General features: G+C 69.2%; 22 protein-coding genes and 2 pseudogenes. 12 read left to right on the top strand and 12 right to left on the bottom strand.

Annotated elements, in window-relative coordinates:
• Positions 1-61 precede the first annotated feature (61 nt).
• Positions 62-730: a recombinase family protein gene (locus AAFF41_RS05485; protein WP_343323586.1), complete on the top strand. Its 669-nt coding sequence runs from the start codon at positions 62-64 to the stop codon at positions 728-730.
• Positions 727-882, top strand: coding sequence for a hypothetical protein (locus AAFF41_RS05490; RefSeq protein WP_319752755.1), 156 nt, complete (start codon positions 727-729; stop codon positions 880-882). The genes AAFF41_RS05485 and AAFF41_RS05490 overlap by 4 nt, the downstream gene beginning before the upstream one ends.
• A 101-nt stretch (positions 883-983) precedes the next feature.
• Here AAFF41_RS05490 and AAFF41_RS05495 read toward each other — a convergent pair whose 3' ends face one another.
• On the bottom strand, positions 984-1,331 hold the full coding sequence (locus tag AAFF41_RS05495; RefSeq protein ID WP_319752756.1) for a helix-turn-helix transcriptional regulator: 348 nt from the start codon (positions 1,329-1,331) through the stop codon (positions 984-986).
• A 150-nt stretch (positions 1,332-1,481) separates the two neighbouring features.
• Between AAFF41_RS05495 and AAFF41_RS05500 the strand changes: the two genes are divergently transcribed.
• The 6 genes from AAFF41_RS05500 to AAFF41_RS05525 all read left to right on the top strand — a co-directional run bounded on the left by AAFF41_RS05500 (position 1,482) and on the right by AAFF41_RS05525 (position 5,544).
• Positions 1,482-1,991, top strand: coding sequence for a universal stress protein (locus tag AAFF41_RS05500; RefSeq protein WP_319752757.1), 510 nt, complete (start codon positions 1,482-1,484; stop codon positions 1,989-1,991).
• Between the two features lie 55 nt (positions 1,992-2,046).
• Complete coding sequence (locus AAFF41_RS05505; protein WP_343323587.1) at positions 2,047-3,099, top strand: TerC family protein; 1,053 nt, start codon at positions 2,047-2,049, stop codon at positions 3,097-3,099.
• On the top strand, positions 3,096-3,617 hold the full coding sequence (locus AAFF41_RS05510) for a hypothetical protein (RefSeq protein WP_319752759.1): 522 nt from the start codon (positions 3,096-3,098) through the stop codon (positions 3,615-3,617). The genes AAFF41_RS05505 and AAFF41_RS05510 overlap by 4 nt, the downstream gene beginning before the upstream one ends.
• A gap of 87 nt (positions 3,618-3,704) precedes the next feature.
• Positions 3,705-4,376 carry a recombinase family protein gene (locus AAFF41_RS05515; protein ID WP_319752760.1) on the top strand — a complete coding sequence of 224 codons (672 nt, stop codon included), beginning with the start codon at positions 3,705-3,707 and terminating at the stop codon, positions 4,374-4,376.
• Positions 4,373-4,525 carry a hypothetical protein gene (locus tag AAFF41_RS05520; RefSeq protein ID WP_319752761.1) on the top strand — a complete coding sequence of 51 codons (153 nt, stop codon included), beginning with the start codon at positions 4,373-4,375 and terminating at the stop codon, positions 4,523-4,525. The genes AAFF41_RS05515 and AAFF41_RS05520 overlap by 4 nt, the downstream gene beginning before the upstream one ends.
• Before the next feature lie 104 nt (positions 4,526-4,629).
• Positions 4,630-5,544 carry an IS110 family RNA-guided transposase gene (locus AAFF41_RS05525; RefSeq protein ID WP_343323588.1) on the top strand — a complete coding sequence of 305 codons (915 nt, stop codon included), beginning with the start codon at positions 4,630-4,632 and terminating at the stop codon, positions 5,542-5,544.
• Positions 5,545-5,695: 151 nt separating this feature from the next.
• Here the strand turns inward: AAFF41_RS05525 and AAFF41_RS05530 are convergent, their stop codons facing one another.
• The gene (locus AAFF41_RS05530; protein WP_343323589.1) at positions 5,696-8,518 is read right to left on the bottom strand and encodes an FtsX-like permease family protein; all 2,823 of its coding nucleotides are present in this window, start codon (positions 8,516-8,518) and stop codon (positions 5,696-5,698) included.
• Between the two features lie 5 nt (positions 8,519-8,523).
• Positions 8,524-9,228 carry an ABC transporter ATP-binding protein gene (locus AAFF41_RS05535; protein WP_319752764.1) on the bottom strand — a complete coding sequence of 235 codons (705 nt, stop codon included), beginning with the start codon at positions 9,226-9,228 and terminating at the stop codon, positions 8,524-8,526.
• An 86-nt stretch (positions 9,229-9,314) separates the two neighbouring features.
• On the opposite strand from AAFF41_RS05535, the gene AAFF41_RS05540 reads away from it, so the two are divergent.
• Positions 9,315-9,944: a PadR family transcriptional regulator gene (locus AAFF41_RS05540; protein WP_143600109.1), complete on the top strand. Its 630-nt coding sequence runs from the start codon at positions 9,315-9,317 to the stop codon at positions 9,942-9,944.
• A gap of 202 nt (positions 9,945-10,146) precedes the next feature.
• On the top strand, positions 10,147-10,596 hold the full coding sequence (locus tag AAFF41_RS05545; protein WP_319752765.1) for a hypothetical protein: 450 nt from the start codon (positions 10,147-10,149) through the stop codon (positions 10,594-10,596).
• A gap of 267 nt (positions 10,597-10,863) precedes the next feature.
• Here AAFF41_RS05545 and AAFF41_RS05550 read toward each other — a convergent pair whose 3' ends face one another.
• Positions 10,864-11,040, bottom strand: a complete 177-nt coding sequence (locus AAFF41_RS05550; protein ID WP_319752766.1) for a hypothetical protein — start codon at positions 11,038-11,040, stop codon at positions 10,864-10,866.
• 227 nt (positions 11,041-11,267) lie between these two features.
• Here AAFF41_RS05550 and AAFF41_RS05555 point away from each other — a divergent pair, with 227 nt between their 5' ends.
• Complete coding sequence (locus tag AAFF41_RS05555) at positions 11,268-11,441, top strand: tetratricopeptide repeat protein (protein WP_164404832.1); 174 nt, start codon at positions 11,268-11,270, stop codon at positions 11,439-11,441.
• Positions 11,442-11,448: 7 nt separating this feature from the next.
• Here the strand turns inward: AAFF41_RS05555 and AAFF41_RS05560 are convergent, their stop codons facing one another.
• From AAFF41_RS05560 to AAFF41_RS05585, 6 genes and pseudogenes are all read right to left on the bottom strand, one after another.
• Complete coding sequence (locus AAFF41_RS05560) at positions 11,449-12,057, bottom strand: hypothetical protein (protein WP_319752767.1); 609 nt, start codon at positions 12,055-12,057, stop codon at positions 11,449-11,451.
• 852 nt (positions 12,058-12,909) lie between these two features.
• Positions 12,910-13,452: pseudogene (locus tag AAFF41_RS05565) on the bottom strand (ABC transporter permease); the annotation flags it as partial.
• Between the two features lie 33 nt (positions 13,453-13,485).
• Positions 13,486-14,679 carry an RNA-guided endonuclease InsQ/TnpB family protein gene (locus AAFF41_RS05570; RefSeq protein ID WP_319752768.1) on the bottom strand — a complete coding sequence of 398 codons (1,194 nt, stop codon included), beginning with the start codon at positions 14,677-14,679 and terminating at the stop codon, positions 13,486-13,488.
• Between the two features lie 153 nt (positions 14,680-14,832).
• Positions 14,833-15,150: pseudogene (locus AAFF41_RS05575) on the bottom strand (ABC transporter permease); the annotation flags it as partial.
• Positions 15,110-15,955: an ABC transporter ATP-binding protein gene (locus AAFF41_RS05580; protein WP_343326253.1), complete on the bottom strand. Its 846-nt coding sequence runs from the start codon at positions 15,953-15,955 to the stop codon at positions 15,110-15,112. The pseudogene AAFF41_RS05575 and the gene AAFF41_RS05580, both read right to left, overlap by 41 nt.
• 98 nt (positions 15,956-16,053) lie before the next feature.
• Positions 16,054-16,509: a MarR family winged helix-turn-helix transcriptional regulator gene (locus AAFF41_RS05585; protein WP_319752769.1), complete on the bottom strand. Its 456-nt coding sequence runs from the start codon at positions 16,507-16,509 to the stop codon at positions 16,054-16,056.
• Between the two features lie 151 nt (positions 16,510-16,660).
• On the opposite strand from AAFF41_RS05585, the gene AAFF41_RS05590 reads away from it, so the two are divergent.
• Positions 16,661-17,566 carry a Gfo/Idh/MocA family protein gene (locus tag AAFF41_RS05590; RefSeq protein WP_425526107.1) on the top strand — a complete coding sequence of 302 codons (906 nt, stop codon included), beginning with the start codon at positions 16,661-16,663 and terminating at the stop codon, positions 17,564-17,566.
• 16 nt (positions 17,567-17,582) lie between these two features.
• Here AAFF41_RS05590 and AAFF41_RS05595 read toward each other — a convergent pair whose 3' ends face one another.
• Together AAFF41_RS05595 and AAFF41_RS05600 are read right to left on the bottom strand one after the other, a co-directional pair.
• A complete protein-coding gene (locus AAFF41_RS05595; protein WP_388404766.1) occupies positions 17,583-18,938 on the bottom strand; it encodes an MFS transporter in 1,356 nt (451 codons plus the stop codon).
• Positions 18,939-18,999: 61 nt separating this feature from the next.
• Entirely contained in the window at positions 19,000-19,611 is a 612-nt protein-coding gene (locus AAFF41_RS05600; protein ID WP_343323591.1) for a LysE/ArgO family amino acid transporter, read from the bottom strand.
• Positions 19,612-19,638 lie beyond the last annotated feature (27 nt).

Here is a 19,638-nt window from a genome sequence, read left to right on the forward strand (position 1 = left end):
CCTTCAAAAACCTAGGTGGTTCAACAACCCTCGGGCACCGTTTTCTGACAGGATTCCGGGCGTGAGCACGCCACTTGAAGACGCCCAGTTCGAACTCCTGGGCGACGAGCCCGCCGTCCGGACCGAGATCCGCATCGGATACGCACGGGTGTCCACCGGCGGACAGAAGCTCGACCGCCAGCTCGACGTCCTCACCGCGGTCGGCTGCCGCCGGATCTTCGCCGACAGGAAGTCAGGGAAGAACGACCTACGGCCCGAGCTGAAGGCGTGCCACGCTTTCCTCGCCGCCGGCGACACCTTGGTGGTGCCCGCCCTCGACCGCTACGGCCGTTCCTTGCAGGACCTGATCACGATGGTCGGCGAGCTGCGCGAGCGGGAGATCGGCTTCACCTCGCTGCACGAGCGGCTCGACACCACCACCCCCGGCGGCCGGCTGGTGTTCCACGTCTTCGCCGCGCTAGCGGAGTTCATCCGCGAGCTGATCGTCTCCGGCACCCGCGAGGGCCTGGCCGCCGCCCGTGCCCGGGGGAAGGTCGGCGGCCGGCCCAGCGTCGTCAATGCGGACATCATCCGGGCCGCCCGCGACATGCTGCCCAACCCCGACCACTCGATCACCTCGATCGCCAAGCTCCTCGGGGTGAGCCCCGGCACGCTCTACAACCACATCCCGGACCTGCAGGAGCTGAGGGCCAGCCGTATTCCGGCCCAGCTCGAAGCGGGCAGCCGGTGATCCCCGGCGAGCACCGGCTCAAGGGCGGGGCCCTCCTGCTCGGCGCCGACGAGCCCGGCCTGCCTGGGCCCTTCGGAGCCTGGACCGATCAGGACGGCCAGGAAGACGGGCACGACCCGGCCGAAGACGCTTTCGTCGAACCGCACTGCTGATTCGCCAAGATCATCCCACTGCCCCTTTTGGGCTCCCCTTGGCTGGACCCCGACAAGGCCCGCGATGACCTCACACACCCCGGGCGGCAATGGTTCCTCGGTCACGGCCTGGCGGCCGCCTCCGGCTCGGCGCCTGCACTGTCCGGGGTGTCCTCGCGGTGGAGGAAGGCGCCCAGGAGGTCGCCGACGGGGTGGTCGGCCTCGGACGGGTGGCGAAGGGCCACCGTGGGGTCGATGGTGTAGCGGTTGCGGCGGCCCACCCGGGTCCGGGTCAGGTACCCGGCCGCTTCCAGGTCCGCGACGATGATCTGCACCGCCCGCTCGGTGATACCGATCCCGGCGGCGACGTCCCGCAGCCGCACCTCCGGGTCGCGGGCGATCCACAGCAGCACCCGTGCGTGGTTGGTCAGGAACGTCCACTGGTCGCCGCGTGCCGATGAGCTACTCATGACCTCCATCATACGAAGTCCGGTTCGCATATTCATCCCCTCGTGCGAACCTTTATTAGCGAAAAGGTTTTCGCGTAACTGTTGACGTATGTCGGGTGGGCGGGTGACGCTGGAGGGGATTCCTCCTGTTATGGAAGGCGGGTAAGTGCCATGACCCGACTGCTCTCCCACCCCCACCGAGACCGTGCTCCCCGCGTCGCGCGGGCGGGTCTGGTCCAGCCGGTGGCGGCGGTGCTGACCGACCGCATTGACGATGTCGCGGTGGCCGAGGCGGCCGCCCGCATCGCGCTGGCCCGCAGGGTGCCGCTGCTGCTGATCGCTGTGATGACCCCGCATGTGCGCCGTTCCTCCCTCGGTCCGGCCTCCGCGTCGGTGCGGGCGGTGCTGGCCCGGGTGATGCCGAAGGTCGGCCCGCACGCCACGGGCTACATCCCCGAGGTGTTCCACCTGCCCGTCGGCAGGGGTTCGCGGCTGGCGGCGGCAAAGGAGCTGCTGGCGCTGGCCTCCCGCCACCGGGCCCCGGACGTGGTGGCCGCTCGCCGCGGCCCGCACGGGCTCGACGCACACGCCCTGATCGAGGCCGCGGCCCTGCGTGGCGGCCCATTCGTCCACGCCGTCGCCCCCGCCGCCTGGGTGCCCCTGCAATCGCCGGCGCCGTGACCGCGCCGCCCGCTGGTGACGTGCCGTCCGGCTCTTGGAGAGGAAACGTTTCGCGATGAATGACCTGTCGTTCGCCGTCCCGCTGTGGGTGTGGGCCGCGGTCACCCTCGGCATCTGCGTGATGCTCGCCGTCGACCTGATCGCCCACCGCGACAACCACGTCATCGGCTTCAAGGAGGCCGCGATCTGGAGCAGCATCTGGATCGCCATCGGTCTCGGCTTCGGCCTGATCCTGCTGGCGTGGCAGGGCGGGGAGGTGTCCTCCACCTACTACGCCGGCTACCTGATCGAAAAGGCCCTGTCGATCGACAACGTCTTCGTCTTCGCGCTGGTCTTCTCCTTCTTCGCCGTCCCCGACGCCTACCAGCACAAGGTCCTCTTCTGGGGCGTCCTCGGCGCCCTGGCCGCGCGGCTGGTGTTCATCTTCGTCGGCGCCGAACTGCTCCAGGTGTTCTTCTGGACCGCCTACGTCTTCGGTGCGTTCCTCATCTGGACCGGCTGGAAGATGGCCGTCTCCAAGGACGAAGAGGTCCACCCCGACCGCAACCCGGTCGTACGCCTGGTCAAGAAGCTCATCCCCACTGACCCGAAGTTCCATGGCGACAAGTTCTTCATCCGTCGCAATGGCAAGCGCGTGGCGACGCTGCTGTTCGTGGTCCTGGTCGCGGTGGAGGCAACCGACCTGATCTTCGCCGTCGACTCCGTCGCCGCCGTCCTGGCGATCACCACCAACACCTTCCTGGTGTGGACCGCCAACGCCTTCGCCGTCCTCGGGCTCCGAAGCCTGTACTTCTGCCTCGCCGGACTCCTGCGCCGCTTCGCCTACCTCCACTACGGCCTCGCGGTCCTCCTCGCCTTCGCCGGCGTCAAGCTCATCCTGTCCGAGACCCCCGTCGGCAAGCTCCCCATCCCCCTCACCCTCAGCGTCATCGCGGTGACCATCACCGTCTCCATCGCCTGGTCCCTGATCGCCACCCGCAACCAGGACGGGGCCCCCGACGGCATCCCGGCCATGACCGGGACCCCTCCCGCCGACCGCGGCGACGAGACGGCTCCCGCACCCGATCGGCCCGCAGTCCGCGGCACGCACGGAAAGGAATCGCCATGACCACGACCCGCACCCCCCGGCCCGCTGCTACGTCCCCGGCACGCGAGGTACACGACTACCCGTTCACGCTCCGCAGCGACGGCTCCGTCCTGGCCCTGTTCACCGGCTCCCGCGCCGATGCCGCCGTGGCCACCCGGGCCGCCGACCACGCCGCCCGCACCGGGCACCAGGTCACCGCCGCGGCCGTCGTCCGCAGCACCGGCTTCAGCATCAACGCCCTGCTCCACCTGGCCCGAGGACGCCGCATCCGAGCCGAAGCCGACGCGATCCTGGCCGCCGTACTGCCCGTCATCGCCCGCGCCGGACCCGCCCGCACCACCACCATGGTCGTGCCCGCACGCACCAACCCCTACCAGGCACTGCCCGCCGACCGGGTAGAACGGCTCGTCGGCCATACCGGCGCCGATGTCGTCCTCAGCCCGGTGCCCCTGACCGGATACGCCTCACCCATCACCCGGGAGCTGAACCGCATCACAGACCCGCACTCCAGAAGCCACGCCATGGCAGCCGACCCCTGACACCAGCACACTCACGGCGCAGGCCCCGGCCAACCGGCCGGGGCCTGTCCCTGTTCAAGATCAATCTCACCGATAACCACGGTTCGATTGATCCCCGACGCCGTTGAAGACGCCCAGTTCGAACTCCTGGTCGCCGAGCCCGCCGTCCGCACCGAGATCCGCATCGGATACGCACGGGTGTCCACCGGCGGACAGAAGCTCGACCGCCAGCTCGACGCCCTGGGCGCGGTCGGCTGCCGCCGGATCTTCGCCGACAAGAAGTCGGGGAAGAACGACGCCCGGCCCGAGCGGAAGGCGTGCCACGCCTTCCTCGCCCCGGGCGACACCTTGGTGGTGCCCGCCCTCGACCGCTACGGCCGCTCCCTCCAGGACTTGATCCCCATGGTCGGCGAACTGCGCAAGCGCGAGATCGGCTTCACCTCGCTGCACGAACGGCTCGACACCACCACCCCCGGCGGTCGGCTCGTCTTCCACGTCTTCGCCGCCCTCGCCGAGTTCATCCGCGAGCTGATCATCTCCAGCACCCGCGAGGGACTGGCCGCCGCCCGGGCCCGCGGCAAGGTCGGCGGCCGGCCCACCGTCATCAACCCGGACATCATCCGAGCCGCCCGCGACATGCTCCCCAACCCCGAGCACTCGATCACCTCGATCGCCAAGCTCCTCGGCGTCAGCCCCGGCACCCTCTACAACCACATCCCCGACCTGCAAGAACTACGCGCCAGCCGCATCCCCGCCCAGCTCGAAGCAGGCAACCGGTGATCCCCGGCCTGCACCGGCTCAAGGGCGGCGCCCTCCAGCTCGGCGCCGACGAACCTGGCCTGCCCGGCCCCTTCGGTGCCTGGACCGATCAGGATGACCCGGAAGACGAGCACGACCCGGCCGAGGCTCTCGTCGAGCCGCACTGCTGATTCACCAAGATCATCCCGTGGCGGCTTTTGGGCTCACCTTGGCTGGACCCCATCAGGTGGCCCAGCGCCGGTTCGTCGTCAACGCCGGCACCTTTCGTTAGCTGATGCGCTGGTGCGAGCAGTGGCCCGACCGCCGTTTCGCGGTGGAGGGTGCTGGCGGCCTGGGCCGCTCGCTCGCCCAGCAGCTGGCCGCCGCGGGCGAGAACGTGGTCGACGTACCCTCCACCCTTTCGGCCCGGGCCCGGCTGCTGGCCACCGGAGGAGACCGGAAGACCGATGCCAAGGACGCCCTTCATGTTGCCCAGGTCGCTCTGTTTCGCCATGACCTGCGACCCGTGGTCCAGGAGGACCAGACCACGATCCTGCGGCTCCTGACCGAGCGGCGAGACGACCTGGTCCACGAGCGCACCCGCGTCCTCAACCGGCTCCACGCCGTGCTTCGCGATCTGCTGCCCGGCGGTGCCCCCACCGGGCTGTCGGCCGACAAGGCCGCCGTCCTGATGAAGGGGATCCGGCCGGTCACGGCCACCGACAACTGCCGCCGTGACATAGCTCGTGACCTGCTGGCCGACCTGCGCCGCCTCGACCGGCAGGTCAAGGACAACGAAGCCGAGATGCGCGAAGCCGTCGCGGCGACCCGCACCACGCTGACCACCCTGCCCGGCCTGGGCACCGTGTTGGCCGCCAAGGTCATCGGCCACATCGGGGACGTCAGCCGCTTCCCCACGGAGCACCACTTCGCCAGATACACCGGCAGCGCTCCCTTGGACGCCTCCAGCGGCAACAACGTCCGCCACCGACTCAACACCGGCGGCAACCGTGCGCTGAACTCGGTACTGCACACCATCGCCGTCTGCCAGATCCGCGACGGCGGGCGCGGACAGGACTACTACCTCCGCAAGATCAGTGAGGGGAAGACACCATCCGAAGCCCGAAGGGCCCTCAAACGGCGCCTGTCCAACGTGGTCTACCGGATCATGAAGCGCGACCAACGGACCCACCTCGCCCAAGCCGCTTGACACACAGAGGCGCTGTGAAGTCACAAGCGCCCGTCCGGCCGCGTGCGTGGTAACACCCGATGGGCCGACAAATCCCAAACAGGACAGTCGAAACGTCAGTCAGTCGGAGGGTCAGACCCACCAGCAGCGTCACCACGTCACATCCTCACTGTCAGTCGGCGGCGAGCAGGTGGGCGGGGGCGATCCGGGACAGCCCCCGGATCGGGACTGTCAGAGCCGCGCTCACCAGGGCGGTCGCGGCAAGCGTGGCCAGCAGTGCGGCGCCGGCGACCGCAAGGAGGTGTCCGTGCAGCACGCCCTGACCGAGCGACAGCACCACGAGCAGGCCGGCCACCGCGCCGGTCAGGCCGCCCAGCAGAGCCAGTCCGATCCCCTCGTACAGGGTGAGCATCGCCAGCTCGCGGTTGGTCCAGCCGGTCGCCCGCAGCACCGCGAGATCTGCGGCGCGCTCGCGCTGGGAGATGATCAGTACGTCGATGGCGCCGGCGGCACCCAGCAGCAGGGAGAGGGCGACGCTGAGGTAGTCGGCCCCGCGTGCCTGCGCCACCACGGCGTTGCCGAGCAGCGAGCCGGCCGCCTCGCCGCGGAAGGCCAGTGTCAGGGCGAGCAGCACGGTGAAGGCTGCCACTCCCAGCGCCAACCCTGCCGCACCCAGCAGCGTACGGCCCCGCACCCGCAGCAGGTTGAGCACGGCCAGTCCGGCCACCGAACCCACCGGGCGGGAGCGGCGGGCCGCGGTCACAGGGGGTCGGACGGCTGCCATAGGCCCCAGCCGGGCGGCGAGCCAGGCGGGGATCAATCCCGCCGCCAGGGCCACGAGGAGCGCCACCGGCAGGACGAGGAGTGACTTGGCGCCGACGTCGGGCTGTCCCAGCATGCGGCCAAGGGCGTAGGCGAGGACCGTGCCCGCGGCTCCGGCAGCGAGGCCGATGACCGCCAGTTCGCCGAGGACCAGGCGGAGTACTTCACCGCCGCTCCAGCCCAGGCAGCGCAGCGTGCCGATCTCGGTGCGGCGTGAGCGCACCGAGGCCAGCGCCGCCTGCCCGAGGAAGAGCGCGCACACGACGAGGACCAGTACGAAGAGCACCGCGCTCTTGGTGTCCACCGCCCTGAGGATCCGCAGTGCCACGCCCTTGGCGACCCAGCGCTCCGTCACATGCGCCGAGGGACTCAGCGCCACCGTCTGAGGGGCGGGGGAACTGCCGACGGTGACGTCGACCTGGAGCCGGGGGTAGGCGGCCCGGATCGCCCCGGCCACGGCGTTCACCCGCGCACGGGAGGCGGTGTCGACGCCGCTCACGCCGGCCACCCGGATCCTGATCGCGCTGACCGGCGCCTTGTCCTGCAGGCTCGGGACCCGCCGGCTCTTGGTGAGCGCGGTGATGGAGTCCATCGTCGTCAGCATGGTGGGCGGCGGGCTGGCGTAACCGCCCAGGTTGCGGTCGGGCCGCAGCGGCTTGTCGTGGAGCACCGCGCGCGTGGCGGGGTCTGCGCCGGTGACCTGTGGCGACTGGTAGGTCTCCAACGGGACGTCGGACAGTGCCGAGAAGCCGCGCAGTTTGCCGGTGTCGTAGCGGCCGACCAGGCGGACGAAGGGATTGGGCAGGCGCCCGGAGTCGACCTGGTCGCAGTATCCCAGGCCGAGGCAGTCCGTGGAGGCATGGCTGATCACCTTCCGGTACTGCTTGCCCTGGTTCTCCTCGGGGACGTAGGGGACGGGCCGCTGTTCTTGGTTGGTCACCCACAGGCCGGGCTTCTGCCGCGGCTGTGGCTGCACGGCGAGGCCGCCGTCGGATGTCCGGCGGTAGGTGACAGGGCCCACCGTCCAGTAGGCGCCGGTGTCGAAGGAATCCTCCTCCCGCGCCTTCCGGTAGCCCTCGCTCAGATCGACGCCGACCTTGCCCACACGGGTCCCGTGCAGGCCGCGGACGAAACTGGCGGCTGTCGGATTGCCCAGTTTGGAGGGCAGTTCGGCCGGGTCACCGACATCGAGCCGCTCGACGGCGGCGTTGAGCGTTCCGGCGGTCAGCGGGCTGCTGCTGAGCAGCGCCGGGATGTACGAGTCGTGCTGTCCGTGGACGCTCTTGGAGGATGGCAGCGTCCACGGCTTGTCCTGCTCGGTGAGCATGCGGCCCGAGGCGATCGCGCCGCCCAGGCCCACCAGGCGGTTCTCGGCCTCAGGATCGACGGCGGACAGCAGCACGGGGTAACTGACCGGAACGTCGATGGTGGCCTTGCCCTGCCCGGACTGACAGTTCATCCACGAATTCAGGTCCCGGTCGAACGCCGACCTGTCACTGAGATCCTCGGCGATGAGGTTCGGCCTCATCGGCAGTTGCAGGTTGAAGTCCGTCCGCTCGGTCTTGTCCCGGTTGAAGTAGAAGCAGACGTCGTACTTACCCTTCAGCTGATAGCGCTGGGTGCTCTTGTCGACCGCGCCCTTCTCCAGGGTGTCGGACCGGAAGACCTGATCCGACGACGACCCCGACGTCAGGGGGGAACGGGTGAGGTAGACGTACTCGTCGGAGGTGCGATAGGCGCCCAGTCCGGCCGTGAGCGTCGGGCTGATGCGCAGGATCTGCCGGGACGCCTTGCTGTCCAGGAAGCGGGAGACGTCCACGGTGACGGTGCTCATCACCACGAGGTACCCGATGTTGGCGACCGGTGCGGCCACGTCGATCCCGGCCATGCCGCGGATGCGCCGGTACTGGTCCATGGTGATGCCGCCGAACGTGCCGGACAGGAAGTTCGGCTCGACCAGTCCGCTCTGCCGTTCCACGTCCGTCTGCGAGTTCGGCGGGCGCACCAGGACGTCGTAGGCGGACCGTGCGTTCTTGCGGACCGTGCCCACGGTGGTCGCCCTGCTGGTGCTCACCGTCGCGGTCAGCAGGGTGAAGCTGGTCGCCGCCACCAGGATGCCGGCGGCCAGGGCCAGCGCCCGCCCGCGCCGCCGCCGGAGCTGATCGAGGATCATCGTTATCACGGGCGCAGGCCCCCCAGCCGGTTCAGCACGTCGCCGGACGGCGTGACCCGCTGGTCGGAGGTGATCCTGCCGTCCTGCAGACGCACCACCCGGTCGCCGTTGGCGGCGACCTCCGCGTCGTGGGTGGCGATCAGCATCGTCATCGCGTACCGCTCGCGCAGCGACATCAGCAGATCGATGATCTCCCGCCCGATGACGCTGTCCAGGTTGCCGGTCGGCTCGTCGGCCAGCAGCAGTCCCGGCCGGTTGACCAACGCGCGGGCGACGGCGACGCGTTGCTGCTGACCGCCCGACAGCTGCGAGGGCAGAGCGTCGGACCGGTCTCCCAGGCCGACCGCTTCGAGCAGTTCCATGCCGCGCTCGCGCCGGTCGAAGTCCACTCTGCGGGGCAGGACGGGGGCGAGCACGTTGTCCAGCGCGGTCAGCGCGGGCAGCAGATGGAAGCGCTGGAAGACGAAGCCGATACGCCGCCGGTGGCGGTCGAGGTTCCGGGGCACCAGCTCCGTACCGTCGATCTCGACACGCCCCTCGTCGGGCTGGTCCATACCGCCCGTCACATGCAGCACGGTGGACTTGCCGGCACCGGAAGCCCCGGTCAGCATCACCACCTCGCCGGCCGCGACCTCCAGGTCGATCCCGTCCAGAGCGGTCAGCCCGGGATACCGGCGGCTCACCCCGCGCAACGCCACGCTCACAGCCATAGATGCAGCCTCACCCTCATACATTGTCGCAATTCAAGGGTATGTTGTCACAATGCAGGAGGGAGCAATGCCGAAGGGAGAGGTATATGCCGCTCCACCACGCAGTACTCGCGCTGCTGACCCAGCGGCCGAACCACGGATACGAACTCAAAGCCCGGTTCGAGGAGGCCATCGGCCCGCAGTGGGGTGGCCTGAACATCGGCCACCTCTACCAGATCCTCGAACGGCTGGTCCGTGACGGCTATGTCTCACGCTCACAGGTCACGCAGACCGACCGGCCCGACAAGAACCTCTACACACTCACCGAGGCCGGCAGGACCGAGCTGAACACGTGGGCGACCAGCGCCTGGGTACGTGTCGGCGGCTTCCGCGACGAGCTGTTCCTGAAACTCCTCGGCGCCGTCGCCCTGGGCCCGCACGCCCTGACCACACTGATCGAGGCACAGCGGCAGACGTACCTGTCCGAACTCGCCGGCCTGGCACAGCAACGCCGGGCCCACGCCGCCGAGCCGCTGGTCGCGGTCCTGATCGACGCCGCCATCGCGCACACCAAGGCCGACCTCGGGCTGCTGGACAGCGCCTCGGCACACCTGGCGCCGCTCGCCGCGGCCCAAGACGCACAGGCGCCACAGCGTTCACAGCCCCAAGGATCCGGCGGTACGGACACCACCAGCGACGACAGCGGCAGGAGAGGACGCCGGTCGGAGTCCGCATAGCCGACGCCACGCGCGTTCAAAGGTGGTTACGGCGATGAGCGCAGCCGTCACCCGCCTCACAGCACGCGCTTGCGCGGCGACGACCGGACCCCGCACCCGGCGTTGTGAAGCGACGGCGCATGCGATCCGGGTTGGGTGCGGTTCCTCCGGAGTGATGGACTGATCGAGAGCGGGTGTCAGGGGCGGGTGCCAAGATCGCCGCATGGGAGTTATCTATGGCTACTTCGCTGCTGCTGACGATGACGACGCGGTCCGGGCCGTGATGCGTGAGGACGACGAACCGACCGCGACGGGCTATGACGGGTTCGACGTCAACGGTATGGATCCGACCGTCGACCTGCTGCCAGCGGAGGTGATCCTTTCGGGCCGGTCTGCCGAGACCATCCAGGCGGACCCGCGGTACGGTCACCTGCTCGCGACGGCCGACGATGGGCAACTGTTGTGCCTGTCGCTGACAGATGCCCTGCGTGACGCGCTCGCCGCCGCTGACCGCGGTTCAATACACCACATGGCCCAGGTATGGGCCGCATCGGACGTGTTCCCCACGCCGCCGGATCCACAGAGCCTTGCGGAGTTCCTCGCGCAGGCCATCGACCTGGCGGGCCGGGCGGTCGAGCGAGGGCATCGCCTCTACTGCTGGATCTGCGTCTGACGGGCGCCTGCCCCCCTTGCCTTGCCAGTTCAGCGCCAGGGAGGAGGTTGAGACGGGGACCATCGCTAGCTCCCGATCAGACTGTAGGCCCGTGTTCCTGCTGGTGGGATACGAGATGGAGACGCCGGCGTCCGCGATGCCCGTGGTAGCGCCACTAGTCCTCGAAGTCACCATTTGCGGCGATGGGCCAGCCGTTGGCCGGTGCGGTGTCGTAGTGGAACGGGTCGAGACGGCCAGCCAGATGGAGGCCCTGCCGGTCCGCGTGCTTCAGTGGCGCTGCTCACTGTTCTTCACCAGCCGGCGGAGCGCATCCCTGATACGCCACCACAGCTTGCGGGCGCGCGGGGTTTCGGTGGAATAGCTGTTGCTCAACCAGATGTTGTCCGCGCTGCGGCCCAAAGGAGTGCCCTCGGGCGAGTAACGCGTGGGGGGCCGTTCAACCATGCGCTTCTCCTACGGATTCGGAGACCTGGTCTCGCATCCCTTGCGCAGTTCATTGTCGGAGCGGGTCTTCGGGCCCCAGCCGATGCCGCTGGCGTAGCCCTGCATCACAGGGTAGTAGGCGTAGGTGCCGCCGCCGTCATCGCAGTCCGTCGACCATCCGTAGTCGATGAAGCTGTTCGAGGTGAGGCCCGTACCGCAGGCCCACTCGGGCTGGCTGCTGCCGGGCCATGCCCCTGTACGAGGCCACCCTCGCCCAGTACGAGCAGGTCTTGGGCGACACTCACCCCGACACACTAAGCAGCCGCAACAACCTCGCGTGTGACGCCCGCCGACTACGCCGAAGCCCTGCGGGTCCGGCGCATGCGTTCTCGGCGTTCTCTCAGGCCGAGACCGAGAGGTGACGCCACCTCAGATGGTCGGGGTGTTGTCAACAATCGGCCTGTGAATCTCAACGACCGGCTTCCACCCCGCGGAGAACTCGATGAACTCCGCACGGGTGGGGTAGGTGTCGATCGCGCGACGGTCACGCTTGGGGCTGTCGCTCCCCTTACGCCCCCGGGGAATCTGCTCCTCGAAGATGTCGACCTTCACGTCGGGAACCTCCTTGAGGCCCTGGCGCCAGATCTGCACGATGTCGGCGCCGAATGCCTGCCGGGCCGCAGCGTAAAGGGCCGTGAGGGCCCCCTTGTCCCCACCAGGGACGAAAAGTGCCAGGTCCAGCACGACACCGGCGGACTGGAGAACCTCAATGGTCACCGAGCCGTTCTCGTCGGCCAAGTAGATTCCGGCTTCATTCTCGTCGTCGGGAAGGCAGGAGACCTCTTCCTGGAATACGGTTCTCGCCGTGATCGAGCCGCCCTCGAAATGCTCACCGGACTCGGTCAGAAAAGCAGGGACATAGCAGCCGGGAAGCTTGAGTTCTGCCGTATCGGCGGAAATGAAGAGCCTGTCCTTCACGCCGAGCTTCGTCACCTCTTCCAGCGAGAGGCGGCGAGCGGCAATCTTCTCCGTGTTCACGATTTCCCTTTCAGGTTGCACTGTCCCTCCGAACAAGGACGCTACCACGAAACCCCGAGGTCAACTGCCCAGCAATCTTTGGGTAAATGACCTCCGATGACCTGCACGGAAGGATACCGAAGCGAGTGCCACTCGGTCGGGAACACGCATCCGCCAGGTACTGGCCCTCGTCATCGCGTTGGGGATCAACTGGCGGTTGCATTTCGGCGCGTTGGGTAGCACAGAGGAACTAAAAGAGAGTTTACGGTAGATATCACCCATATCACCTTCGGGGAGGTGGCGGCGAGGTAGGGCGATCCATTCGTCGTGCATCTCGAAGAGCGCAGCGGAAACCAACCGGGTGGTCCGACAACGCAACAACAGAGATCCCCACCGGCAACATCTGAATGGAGCCCGAACCGGAAGTCGCTTACTACCGCGCCCTCTTCGATCAGGACTTCGGCGTAGTCGGCTGACGCCAGGTTGCTGACGACTGCCCGACGCGGCGTGGTGGTCCCCAAAGGGCCCGGGAGGCAAGACCGTGTGGGTCCGCTTCGACCTCGACGCTTGCCGCCGTGCGGCCGGCCATCCCCGGCTCGATCAGCCGTGGCGTCGCGAGGTGTCGTCACTGGATCGGCAGGCCTGTGCCACCTCGATGCGGAGGAAGAAAGGGTCGTCGGGGTCGGCGAGATCTCGACGGTTGGGCCTGGCCGTGCAGGGTGACGTTGTGCTGGTCGGCAAGGTGCAAGAGCTGTTCGAGCTAGTGGTGTTGCCGCGTCAGCCGGTCCCGGTGGCAGCTTGCGATCTACCTCACCTGGCCGTTGCTGACGGCCTCGGCCAGCGCCCCCCTGGGCGGGAGCCCGGATCGCCGTCTCACCTGGCCAGCCGCCCCAGCAGTGACGACGCCGACCATACGCCGAGGGCCGCCGCCACGGTCAGTGCGGCGTAGTCGAGGGGCAGGTGCGCGGGTGTGCCGAGCAACAGGCCGCGCAGGGCGTCGACTTGGTAGCTGAGCGGGTTGACCAGGCTGACTGCCTGGAGCCAGCCGGGCATGACGGCCACCGGGTAGAGGGCGTTGGAGCCGAAGAACAGCGGCATGGTGATGGCCTGGCCGATACCCATCAGCCGGTCCCGGGTGAGCATGATGCCCGCGATGGTCATCGAGAGACAGGAGAAGAAAGCGGAGCCCAGGACGACGGCCACCGCCACGCCCAGCAGACGGAGCGGGTTCCAGGTCATCACGACCCCGAGCAGCGCCGCGATGACGACGACCACCACCGCCTGGATCAGCGCCTTGACCCCGGCGGCGAAGGCCTTGCCGGTGATGAGCGCCGAACGCGGGGTCGGGGTGACGAGCAGTTTGGTGAGGATCCCGGCGTCCCGCTCCCAGATGATCATGATGCCGTAGAAGATGGCGTTGACTTCTCCCCCTCCTGAAGGAGGGGGATTCTACGGCTCGCGCCGTGAGGGTTTCTGCTTCGTCGCCGACCGCCCGCCCGGAGTACTCCGTTGAGGTCTTACACCAGCTCCACAGACTGTCACCGCCAGCCCGGCGGCCAGAAGGTTGTGCGCCGCGTTCACGTCGCGGTCGTGAGTGATGCCGCAGCCGCACGTCCAGGCGCGGACGTTCAGCGGCATTCTGTCCTGCAAGGTGCCGCAGGCGGAGCACAGCTTGGAGGAAGGGAACCACCGGTCCACGGCGATCACCTCGCGCCCGTACCACTGGGCTTTGTACTCCAGCATGCTCCTGAACTCGCTCCACGCCGCGTCACTGATGGCGCGGGCGAGCCGGTGGTTTTTGACCATGTTGCGCACGGTCAGGTCCTCGATCACGATCGTTTGATTTTCACGAACGAGCCGAGTGGTGATCTTGTGCAGCATGTCGCGACGCCGGTCAGCGATCCGCGCATGGACCTTCGCAACCTTCAGCCGGACCCTGGCCCGGTTCGCCGACCCTTTCTCCTTCTTCGCAAGACAGCGCTGTGCCTTGGCCAGCGCGGCCCGGTCACGGCGCTCGTGCCGGGGGTTGGCGATCTTCTCCCCGGTCGAGAGGGTCAGAAGATGCTCCAGCCCGACGTCGATGCCGACCGCATTCCCGTTCTCAGGGAGCGGCTTGACGCCGGGGTCGTCACACAGCAGGGAGACGAACCAGCGTCCCGCCGCGTCCTGCGAGACCGTCACGGTGGACGGCTTCGCTCCCTCGGGCAGCGGGCGCGACCACACGACGGCCAGCGGCTCGGTCATCTTCGCCAGTGTCAGCGCTCCGTCGCGGAAGCGGAATGCGCTGGTGGTGTACTCCGCACTCCTGCGCGACTTCTTGCGCGACTTGAAACGCGGGTACTTCGCCCGCTTGCCGAAGAAATGGGTGAACGCCGTCTGCAGGTGCCGCAGCGTCTGCTGGAGAGGAACCGAGGACACCTCGTTGAGGTAGGCCAGCTCCTCGGTCTTCTTCCACGCCGTCAGCATCGCGGAGGTGGCGTTGTAGTTCACCCGCTCCTGACGGGTCACCCACGCCTCCGTGCGCGCGGCGAGCGCCATGTTGTAGATCTTCCGCACGCACCCGAACGTGCGCGACAGCTCGGCTGCCTGCGCATCGGTCGGACAGAAGCGGTACTTGAATGCCCGCTTCACGTGAATGGTCACAGCTCACAAACTATCGCATCAAATTGCGGAAATCTGCGGATAGTTGGTCGCGAACGACGATCCGCCCTGGCGGCGGATCGTCTTTCCCTGCCCTGCTCCGCAGGAGTCCGTTTCCTCTCCGTCCTGAAGGGCGGAGTATCCACGGAGGGATCAGATGAACATCGCGGACTGGGCGATGATGCCGGGCGCCAGGTAGTCGAGATAGGGGATGCCGCCGGTGGGTATCGCCTTGATCCGGGTGAAGGTCTCACCGAAGATCAGCAGCCAGAGCGCCGGCTGGACCGCCCTGGTGTACAGCTCGGTGCGGTCGTGGCGCAGCTTCTGCAGTTCGACCGCGTACATCGCGCCGACCCGGGCGGGCAGCACCCGCCAGCCGGTACGGGCCCGTGGTGGGACGACGAGCAGGTCGAGGCCGCCCGGGTGGATGCGTTCAGCCGACACGGGACGCTGTACGACGGGTGCTTCGGACATCGCTGAAGTCTCCTGACTGTTCGTCGAGGCCGCTGCCGGCGATGTCGCGGAAGACGTCCTCCAGCGTGGGCAGTTCACCGTTCTTCCCGGCGCCGCGCCGCTCGCCGAGGCCCCTGCGCAGTTCGTCGGGGGTGCCCAGGGCACGGACGCGGCCGCGGTGCATCAGCGCGACCCGGTCGCAGTACTGGTCGGCCTCGTCCATGTAGTGGGTCGTCACGAGGACGGTCATTCCGGTGGCGGCACGTACGGCGTTGATGTGCTCCCACACGCTCGTGCGGGCGATCGGGTCGAGGCCGATGGTCGGTTCGTCGAGGATCAGCAGCCGGGGTGCGCTCACCAGTGCCTGGGCGAGTTCGAGGCGGCGGACCATGCCGCCGGAGTACGTCTTGGCGAGCCGGTCTGCCGCGTCGGTGAGGTCGACCGCCGCGAGCGCCTGCTCGACGCGTGCCGCGCGTTCCTTGCGGGCGACGTCGAAGACGCGGGCGAACAAGGACACGTTCTCCCGGCCGGTGAGACTCGCGTCGGCGGACAACTGCTGCGGTACGTAGCCCAGCAGGCGGCGTACCGCCATGCGTTCGCGGGTGGCGTCGTGCCCGAAGACGCGGACCATGCCGGTGGGGACCGGCAGGAGGGTGGTGATGCAGCGGATCGCGGTGGTCTTCCCCGCGCCGTTGGGCCCGAGCAGCCCGAACACCTCTCCGTCGTGGACGGAGAGGTCTAGGCCGTCGACCGCGGTGGTCTCGCCGAAGGCGTAGACGAGCCCGGCACAGCTGACGGCCTCCGTACCGGCATCCGCCGCCCCCATCGCCACGGTCGACGTCTCCGTCACCACGGTCTCCGTCTCCGTTTCCCTCTCCCTCTCCGTCTCCTCGGTGGGGTCTCCCCCGCCCGTCGGGTTCCGCGTCATGTCTCCTCGGCCTCCTCGTGCAGGTTCGCCGCCAGCTTGCGGAGGGCCGGAAGGGCAGCCTCCAGGGCCGCGCGTTCGGCCTCGTCGAGGCGGGCCACCTGGCGGCGTACGAGAGCCGTGCGCCGCTCACGCCAGTCGCGCAGTCGCGCGTCCGCCGCCGGTGTGGGCAGCAGGCGTGCCGCCCGCCGGTCGGCCGGGTCCGTCTCGCGGTTCAGATAGCCGTCCCGGGCCAGTTGGTTGACCAGTGTCGAGACCGAATTGCCCGCCAGGTAGAGCTCCTTGGCGGCCTCCGACACACCGATGCCGGGGCGGGCCACGACCAGCCGCAGCAGCTCGACCTCCGCGCCGCGCAGCCGCGGCGCGTTCGTGCCCCTGCGCAGTCGCCGCCGGATCAGTCGCTGTCCTCCGGCCAGGGCGTCCGCCAGCGCCTCGGGAAAGCTCTCGGACTCCACGTTTCGAGAACGAGGGAAAGGGAGGGTCGAGAACCGCTCACCGGCAGGCCCGCCCGCCGGGCCGCGGCGCACCGCACCCCCTGGTGGAGAGCCCAGTCCCCGTGATGGAGTTTCCCCAGCCCGCTCCGGGCGCCAGGACAAGGAGACCTCCGTGACCGCGATCGAGACCGATGCCGCGCAGCCGTGGCCCCATCCTCCGGTGAAGGTCGGGCTGGTCGGTGCCGGGCCCTGGGCACGGACCGTGCACGCGCGCGTGCTCGCCGCCGGTCCCGAGACACGGCTGACCTCGGTGTGGGCGCGGCGCGCCGAGGCGGCCCGGGAGACGGCCGAGCCCCACGGGGCCGCGGCGGTCACACGTTTCGAGGAGCTGCTCGACGGCTGCGAGGCGGTCGCGTTCGCCGTTCCGCCCGCGGTGCAGGCGGACCTCGCTCCGCTGGCCGCGAAGGCGGGCAAGGCACTGCTCCTGGAGAAGCCGCTCGGTGTGGATCTGGCGTCGGCGCGGCGCCTTGTCGACGCCGTCGACGAGGCCGGGGTCGTCTCCCAGCTCGTCCTGACCAACCGCTACCACCCGGTCACCCGGGAGTTCCTGAGCAGAGCGCGGGAGCTGGAGATCACCGGGGCCCGTTCGTGTCTCCTGCACGGGGCCTTCCTGGGCGGCGAGTTCGCCACCACCTGGCGGCTCGAGCACGGCGCCCTGCTCGACCTGGGTCCCCATCTTCTGGATCTCCTGGACGCCGCTGTCGGACCGATCGTCCGGGTCCGCGGCACCGGTGACCCCCGGCGATGGATCGAGCTGACCTGCGAGCACGCCGACGGTGTAGTCAGTCAGGCCTCGCTGTCCGGATCGGTCCACGTCGAGCAGGGCAGCACGCGTATCGAACTCTTCGGTCCGCAGGCCCCGCTGGTCTACGACGCCACCGAACTCGACCACGAGGAGACCTGGTCGGTGCTGCGCCGGGAGTTCGCCACGGCCGTACGCACCGGGGTGTCCGGCGCACTCGATGTCCACCGGGGACTTCACCTCCAGACGCTGATGGCGCAGGCCTCGGAGAGCTGACGCCCGGCACGGAAGGTCACGAGTAGCGTCGCAGCGCCGGCGCCGCGACCGCCAGGATCGCCATGGCGACGACCACCAGCAGTCCGCCGCCCGCGACGGCGGCGCGGGCGCCCAGGACGGAGCCGGCCGTTCCGTGCAGGACGTCGGCCAACCGCGGGCCGCCCGCGACCACCACGGTGAACACGCCCTGCATCCGGCCGCGCATCTCGTCCGTGGCGGCCGACAGCAGGATCGCGCCGCGGAAGACCATGGAGACCATGTCGGCGACCCCGGCGGCGGCGAGGAACGCCACGGCCACCCAGAGGCTGGTGCTCAGGCCGAAGCCGGTGATCGCCGCTCCCCAGGCCATCACCGCGGCGATCACCATGAGCCCGTGCCGACGGGCCCGGGAGAACGTGCCCGACATCAGTCCGCCGATCACCGCGCCGATCGGGATCGCCGCGAACAGCAGGCCGAGCGCGAGCCCTTCCCCGTAGGACGCGTAGGTTTCGGCGGCCAGCTGCGGGAACAGGGCCCGGGGCATGCCGAGGACCATGGCGATGATGTCGGCGAGGAAGGACAGCAGCAGCACCTTGTGCAGCGCGATGTAGCGGAAACCGGCGGCGACCTCGCGCCAGCCCGCCCGTTTGGCCGCGGAGCCCGTCAGGGGCGGCAGTGCGGGCAGCCGCATCACGGCCCACACGGTGACGCACAGCGCCAGGGCGTCGATCAGATAGAGCTCGCCCAGGCCGATGACGGGGATCAGGGCACCCGCGAGCAGTGGCCCCGCCACCAGGCCCGTCTGCATGACGGTCGAACCGAGGGCGTTCGCCGCGGGCAGTTCGTCCTCGGGGACGAGCCGGGCGATGGAGGCGTTGCGGGCCGGGGAGTTCAGTCCGAAGAAGGCCTGCTGGACGGCGAGCAGCGCCATCAGGACGAACACCGAATCGAGTCCGACGACGGCCTGTATCCAGAACAGCACCGAGGTGACGGCTATGCCGGTGTTGGTGATGAGGAGCAGCTTGCGCCGGTCCATGCTGTCGGCGACCGCGCCGCCCCACAGCGCGAAGACCACGAGCGGCAGCAGTCCGGCCAGGCTCGCGTAACCGACCCAGGCCGAGGAGCCGGTGATGTCGTAGATCTGCTTGGGCACGGCGACGGCGGTGAGCTGGCTGCCCACCGCCGTGACGATGGTGGAGGACCAGAGCCTGCGGTACGCGGGGCGGCGCAGCGGGCGGGTGTCCATCGCCCAGCGGCGCCAGCCGGTGCGGTCCGCTCCCGCCGCCTCGTCGTGTTCGGCGGATCCGGCCGCCGAGCCGTTCCCGGCCCCGCCGTCCGTCCCCCGGTCGATCCCGCTGTCCGCCCCGTCCGTACTGCTCCTGCTCGTGTCCACGACCGTCCTGGCTGCTCGATACATCTTTCAGTTGTCAGGGTTCACTATCGCGTACGCCGTCTCAGGCGTCGGCGATCAGCAGGGTGCCCATGGTGATCATCGTCGCGGCGACCGCACCGTCCAGGACCCGCCAGGACGACGGCCGGGCGAGGAAGCGGCCGAGCAGCCGGGCGCCGAAGCCCAGCGCGGCGAACCAGCACAGGCTGGCCAGGGCGGCCCCGAGCCCGAAGGTCCAGCGCAGCGGGCCGCGGTCGGCCGCGAGGGAGCCGAGCAGGAACACGGTGTCGAGATAGACGTGCGGGTTGAGCCAGGTCATCGCCAGACAGGCGAGGACGATCTGCCGCCGGGAGCCCGCCGCGCCGGCCGCGGCCTCCAGCGCCGAGGGCCGCAGCACCCGCCGTGCGGCCAGGATTCCGTAGCCGAGGAGGAATCCACCGCCGATCAGTCCGACCGCCGTGAGCGCCTCGGGCCGGGCCACGACCACCGCGCCGACGCCGCCGACGCCCAGCGCGATGAGCAGCGCGTCGGACACCGCGCAGATGCACACCACCGCCAGGACCGCTTCGCGGCGGATCCCCTGGCGCAGTACGAAGGCGTTCTGGGCGCCGATGGCGACGATGAGGGTGAGGCCGGTGCCGAACCCGGCGGCCGCGGCGGTCAGGGCGTTGTTCATGCCAGAGACGCTAGGAACACGACCGTC

The organism is Streptomyces mirabilis, from assembly GCF_039503195.1.
Lineage (GTDB): Bacteria > Actinomycetota > Actinomycetes > Streptomycetales > Streptomycetaceae > Streptomyces > Streptomyces mirabilis_D.

What these genes read in the sequence shown, in the direction of transcription:
- AAFF41_RS05495 (WP_319752756.1), bottom strand. Translation starts at nt 1,331, where the DNA reads ATGAGTAGCTCATCGGCACGCGGCGACCAGTGGACGTTCCTGACCAAC.
- AAFF41_RS05500 (WP_319752757.1), top strand. Translation starts at nt 1,482, where the DNA reads ATGACCCGACTGCTCTCCCACCCCCACCGAGACCGTGCTCCCCGCGTC.
- AAFF41_RS05505 (WP_343323587.1), top strand. Translation starts at nt 2,047, where the DNA reads ATGAATGACCTGTCGTTCGCCGTCCCGCTGTGGGTGTGGGCCGCGGTC.
- AAFF41_RS05510 (WP_319752759.1), top strand. Translation starts at nt 3,096, where the DNA reads ATGACCACGACCCGCACCCCCCGGCCCGCTGCTACGTCCCCGGCACGC.
- AAFF41_RS05525 (WP_343323588.1), top strand. Translation starts at nt 4,630, where the DNA reads ATGCGCTGGTGCGAGCAGTGGCCCGACCGCCGTTTCGCGGTGGAGGGT.
- AAFF41_RS05530 (WP_343323589.1), bottom strand. Translation starts at nt 8,518, where the DNA reads ATGATCCTCGATCAGCTCCGGCGGCGGCGCGGGCGGGCGCTGGCCCTG.
- AAFF41_RS05535 (WP_319752764.1), bottom strand. Translation starts at nt 9,228, where the DNA reads ATGGCTGTGAGCGTGGCGTTGCGCGGGGTGAGCCGCCGGTATCCCGGG.
- AAFF41_RS05540 (WP_143600109.1), top strand. Translation starts at nt 9,315, where the DNA reads ATGCCGCTCCACCACGCAGTACTCGCGCTGCTGACCCAGCGGCCGAAC.
- AAFF41_RS05545 (WP_319752765.1), top strand. Translation starts at nt 10,147, where the DNA reads ATGGGAGTTATCTATGGCTACTTCGCTGCTGCTGACGATGACGACGCG.
- AAFF41_RS05550 (WP_319752766.1), bottom strand. Translation starts at nt 11,040, where the DNA reads ATGGTTGAACGGCCCCCCACGCGTTACTCGCCCGAGGGCACTCCTTTG.
- AAFF41_RS05555 (WP_164404832.1), top strand. Translation starts at nt 11,268, where the DNA reads ATGCCCCTGTACGAGGCCACCCTCGCCCAGTACGAGCAGGTCTTGGGC.
- AAFF41_RS05580 (WP_343326253.1), bottom strand. Translation starts at nt 15,955, where the DNA reads ATGGGGGCGGCGGATGCCGGTACGGAGGCCGTCAGCTGTGCCGGGCTC.
- AAFF41_RS05600 (WP_343323591.1), bottom strand. Translation starts at nt 19,611, where the DNA reads ATGAACAACGCCCTGACCGCCGCGGCCGCCGGGTTCGGCACCGGCCTC.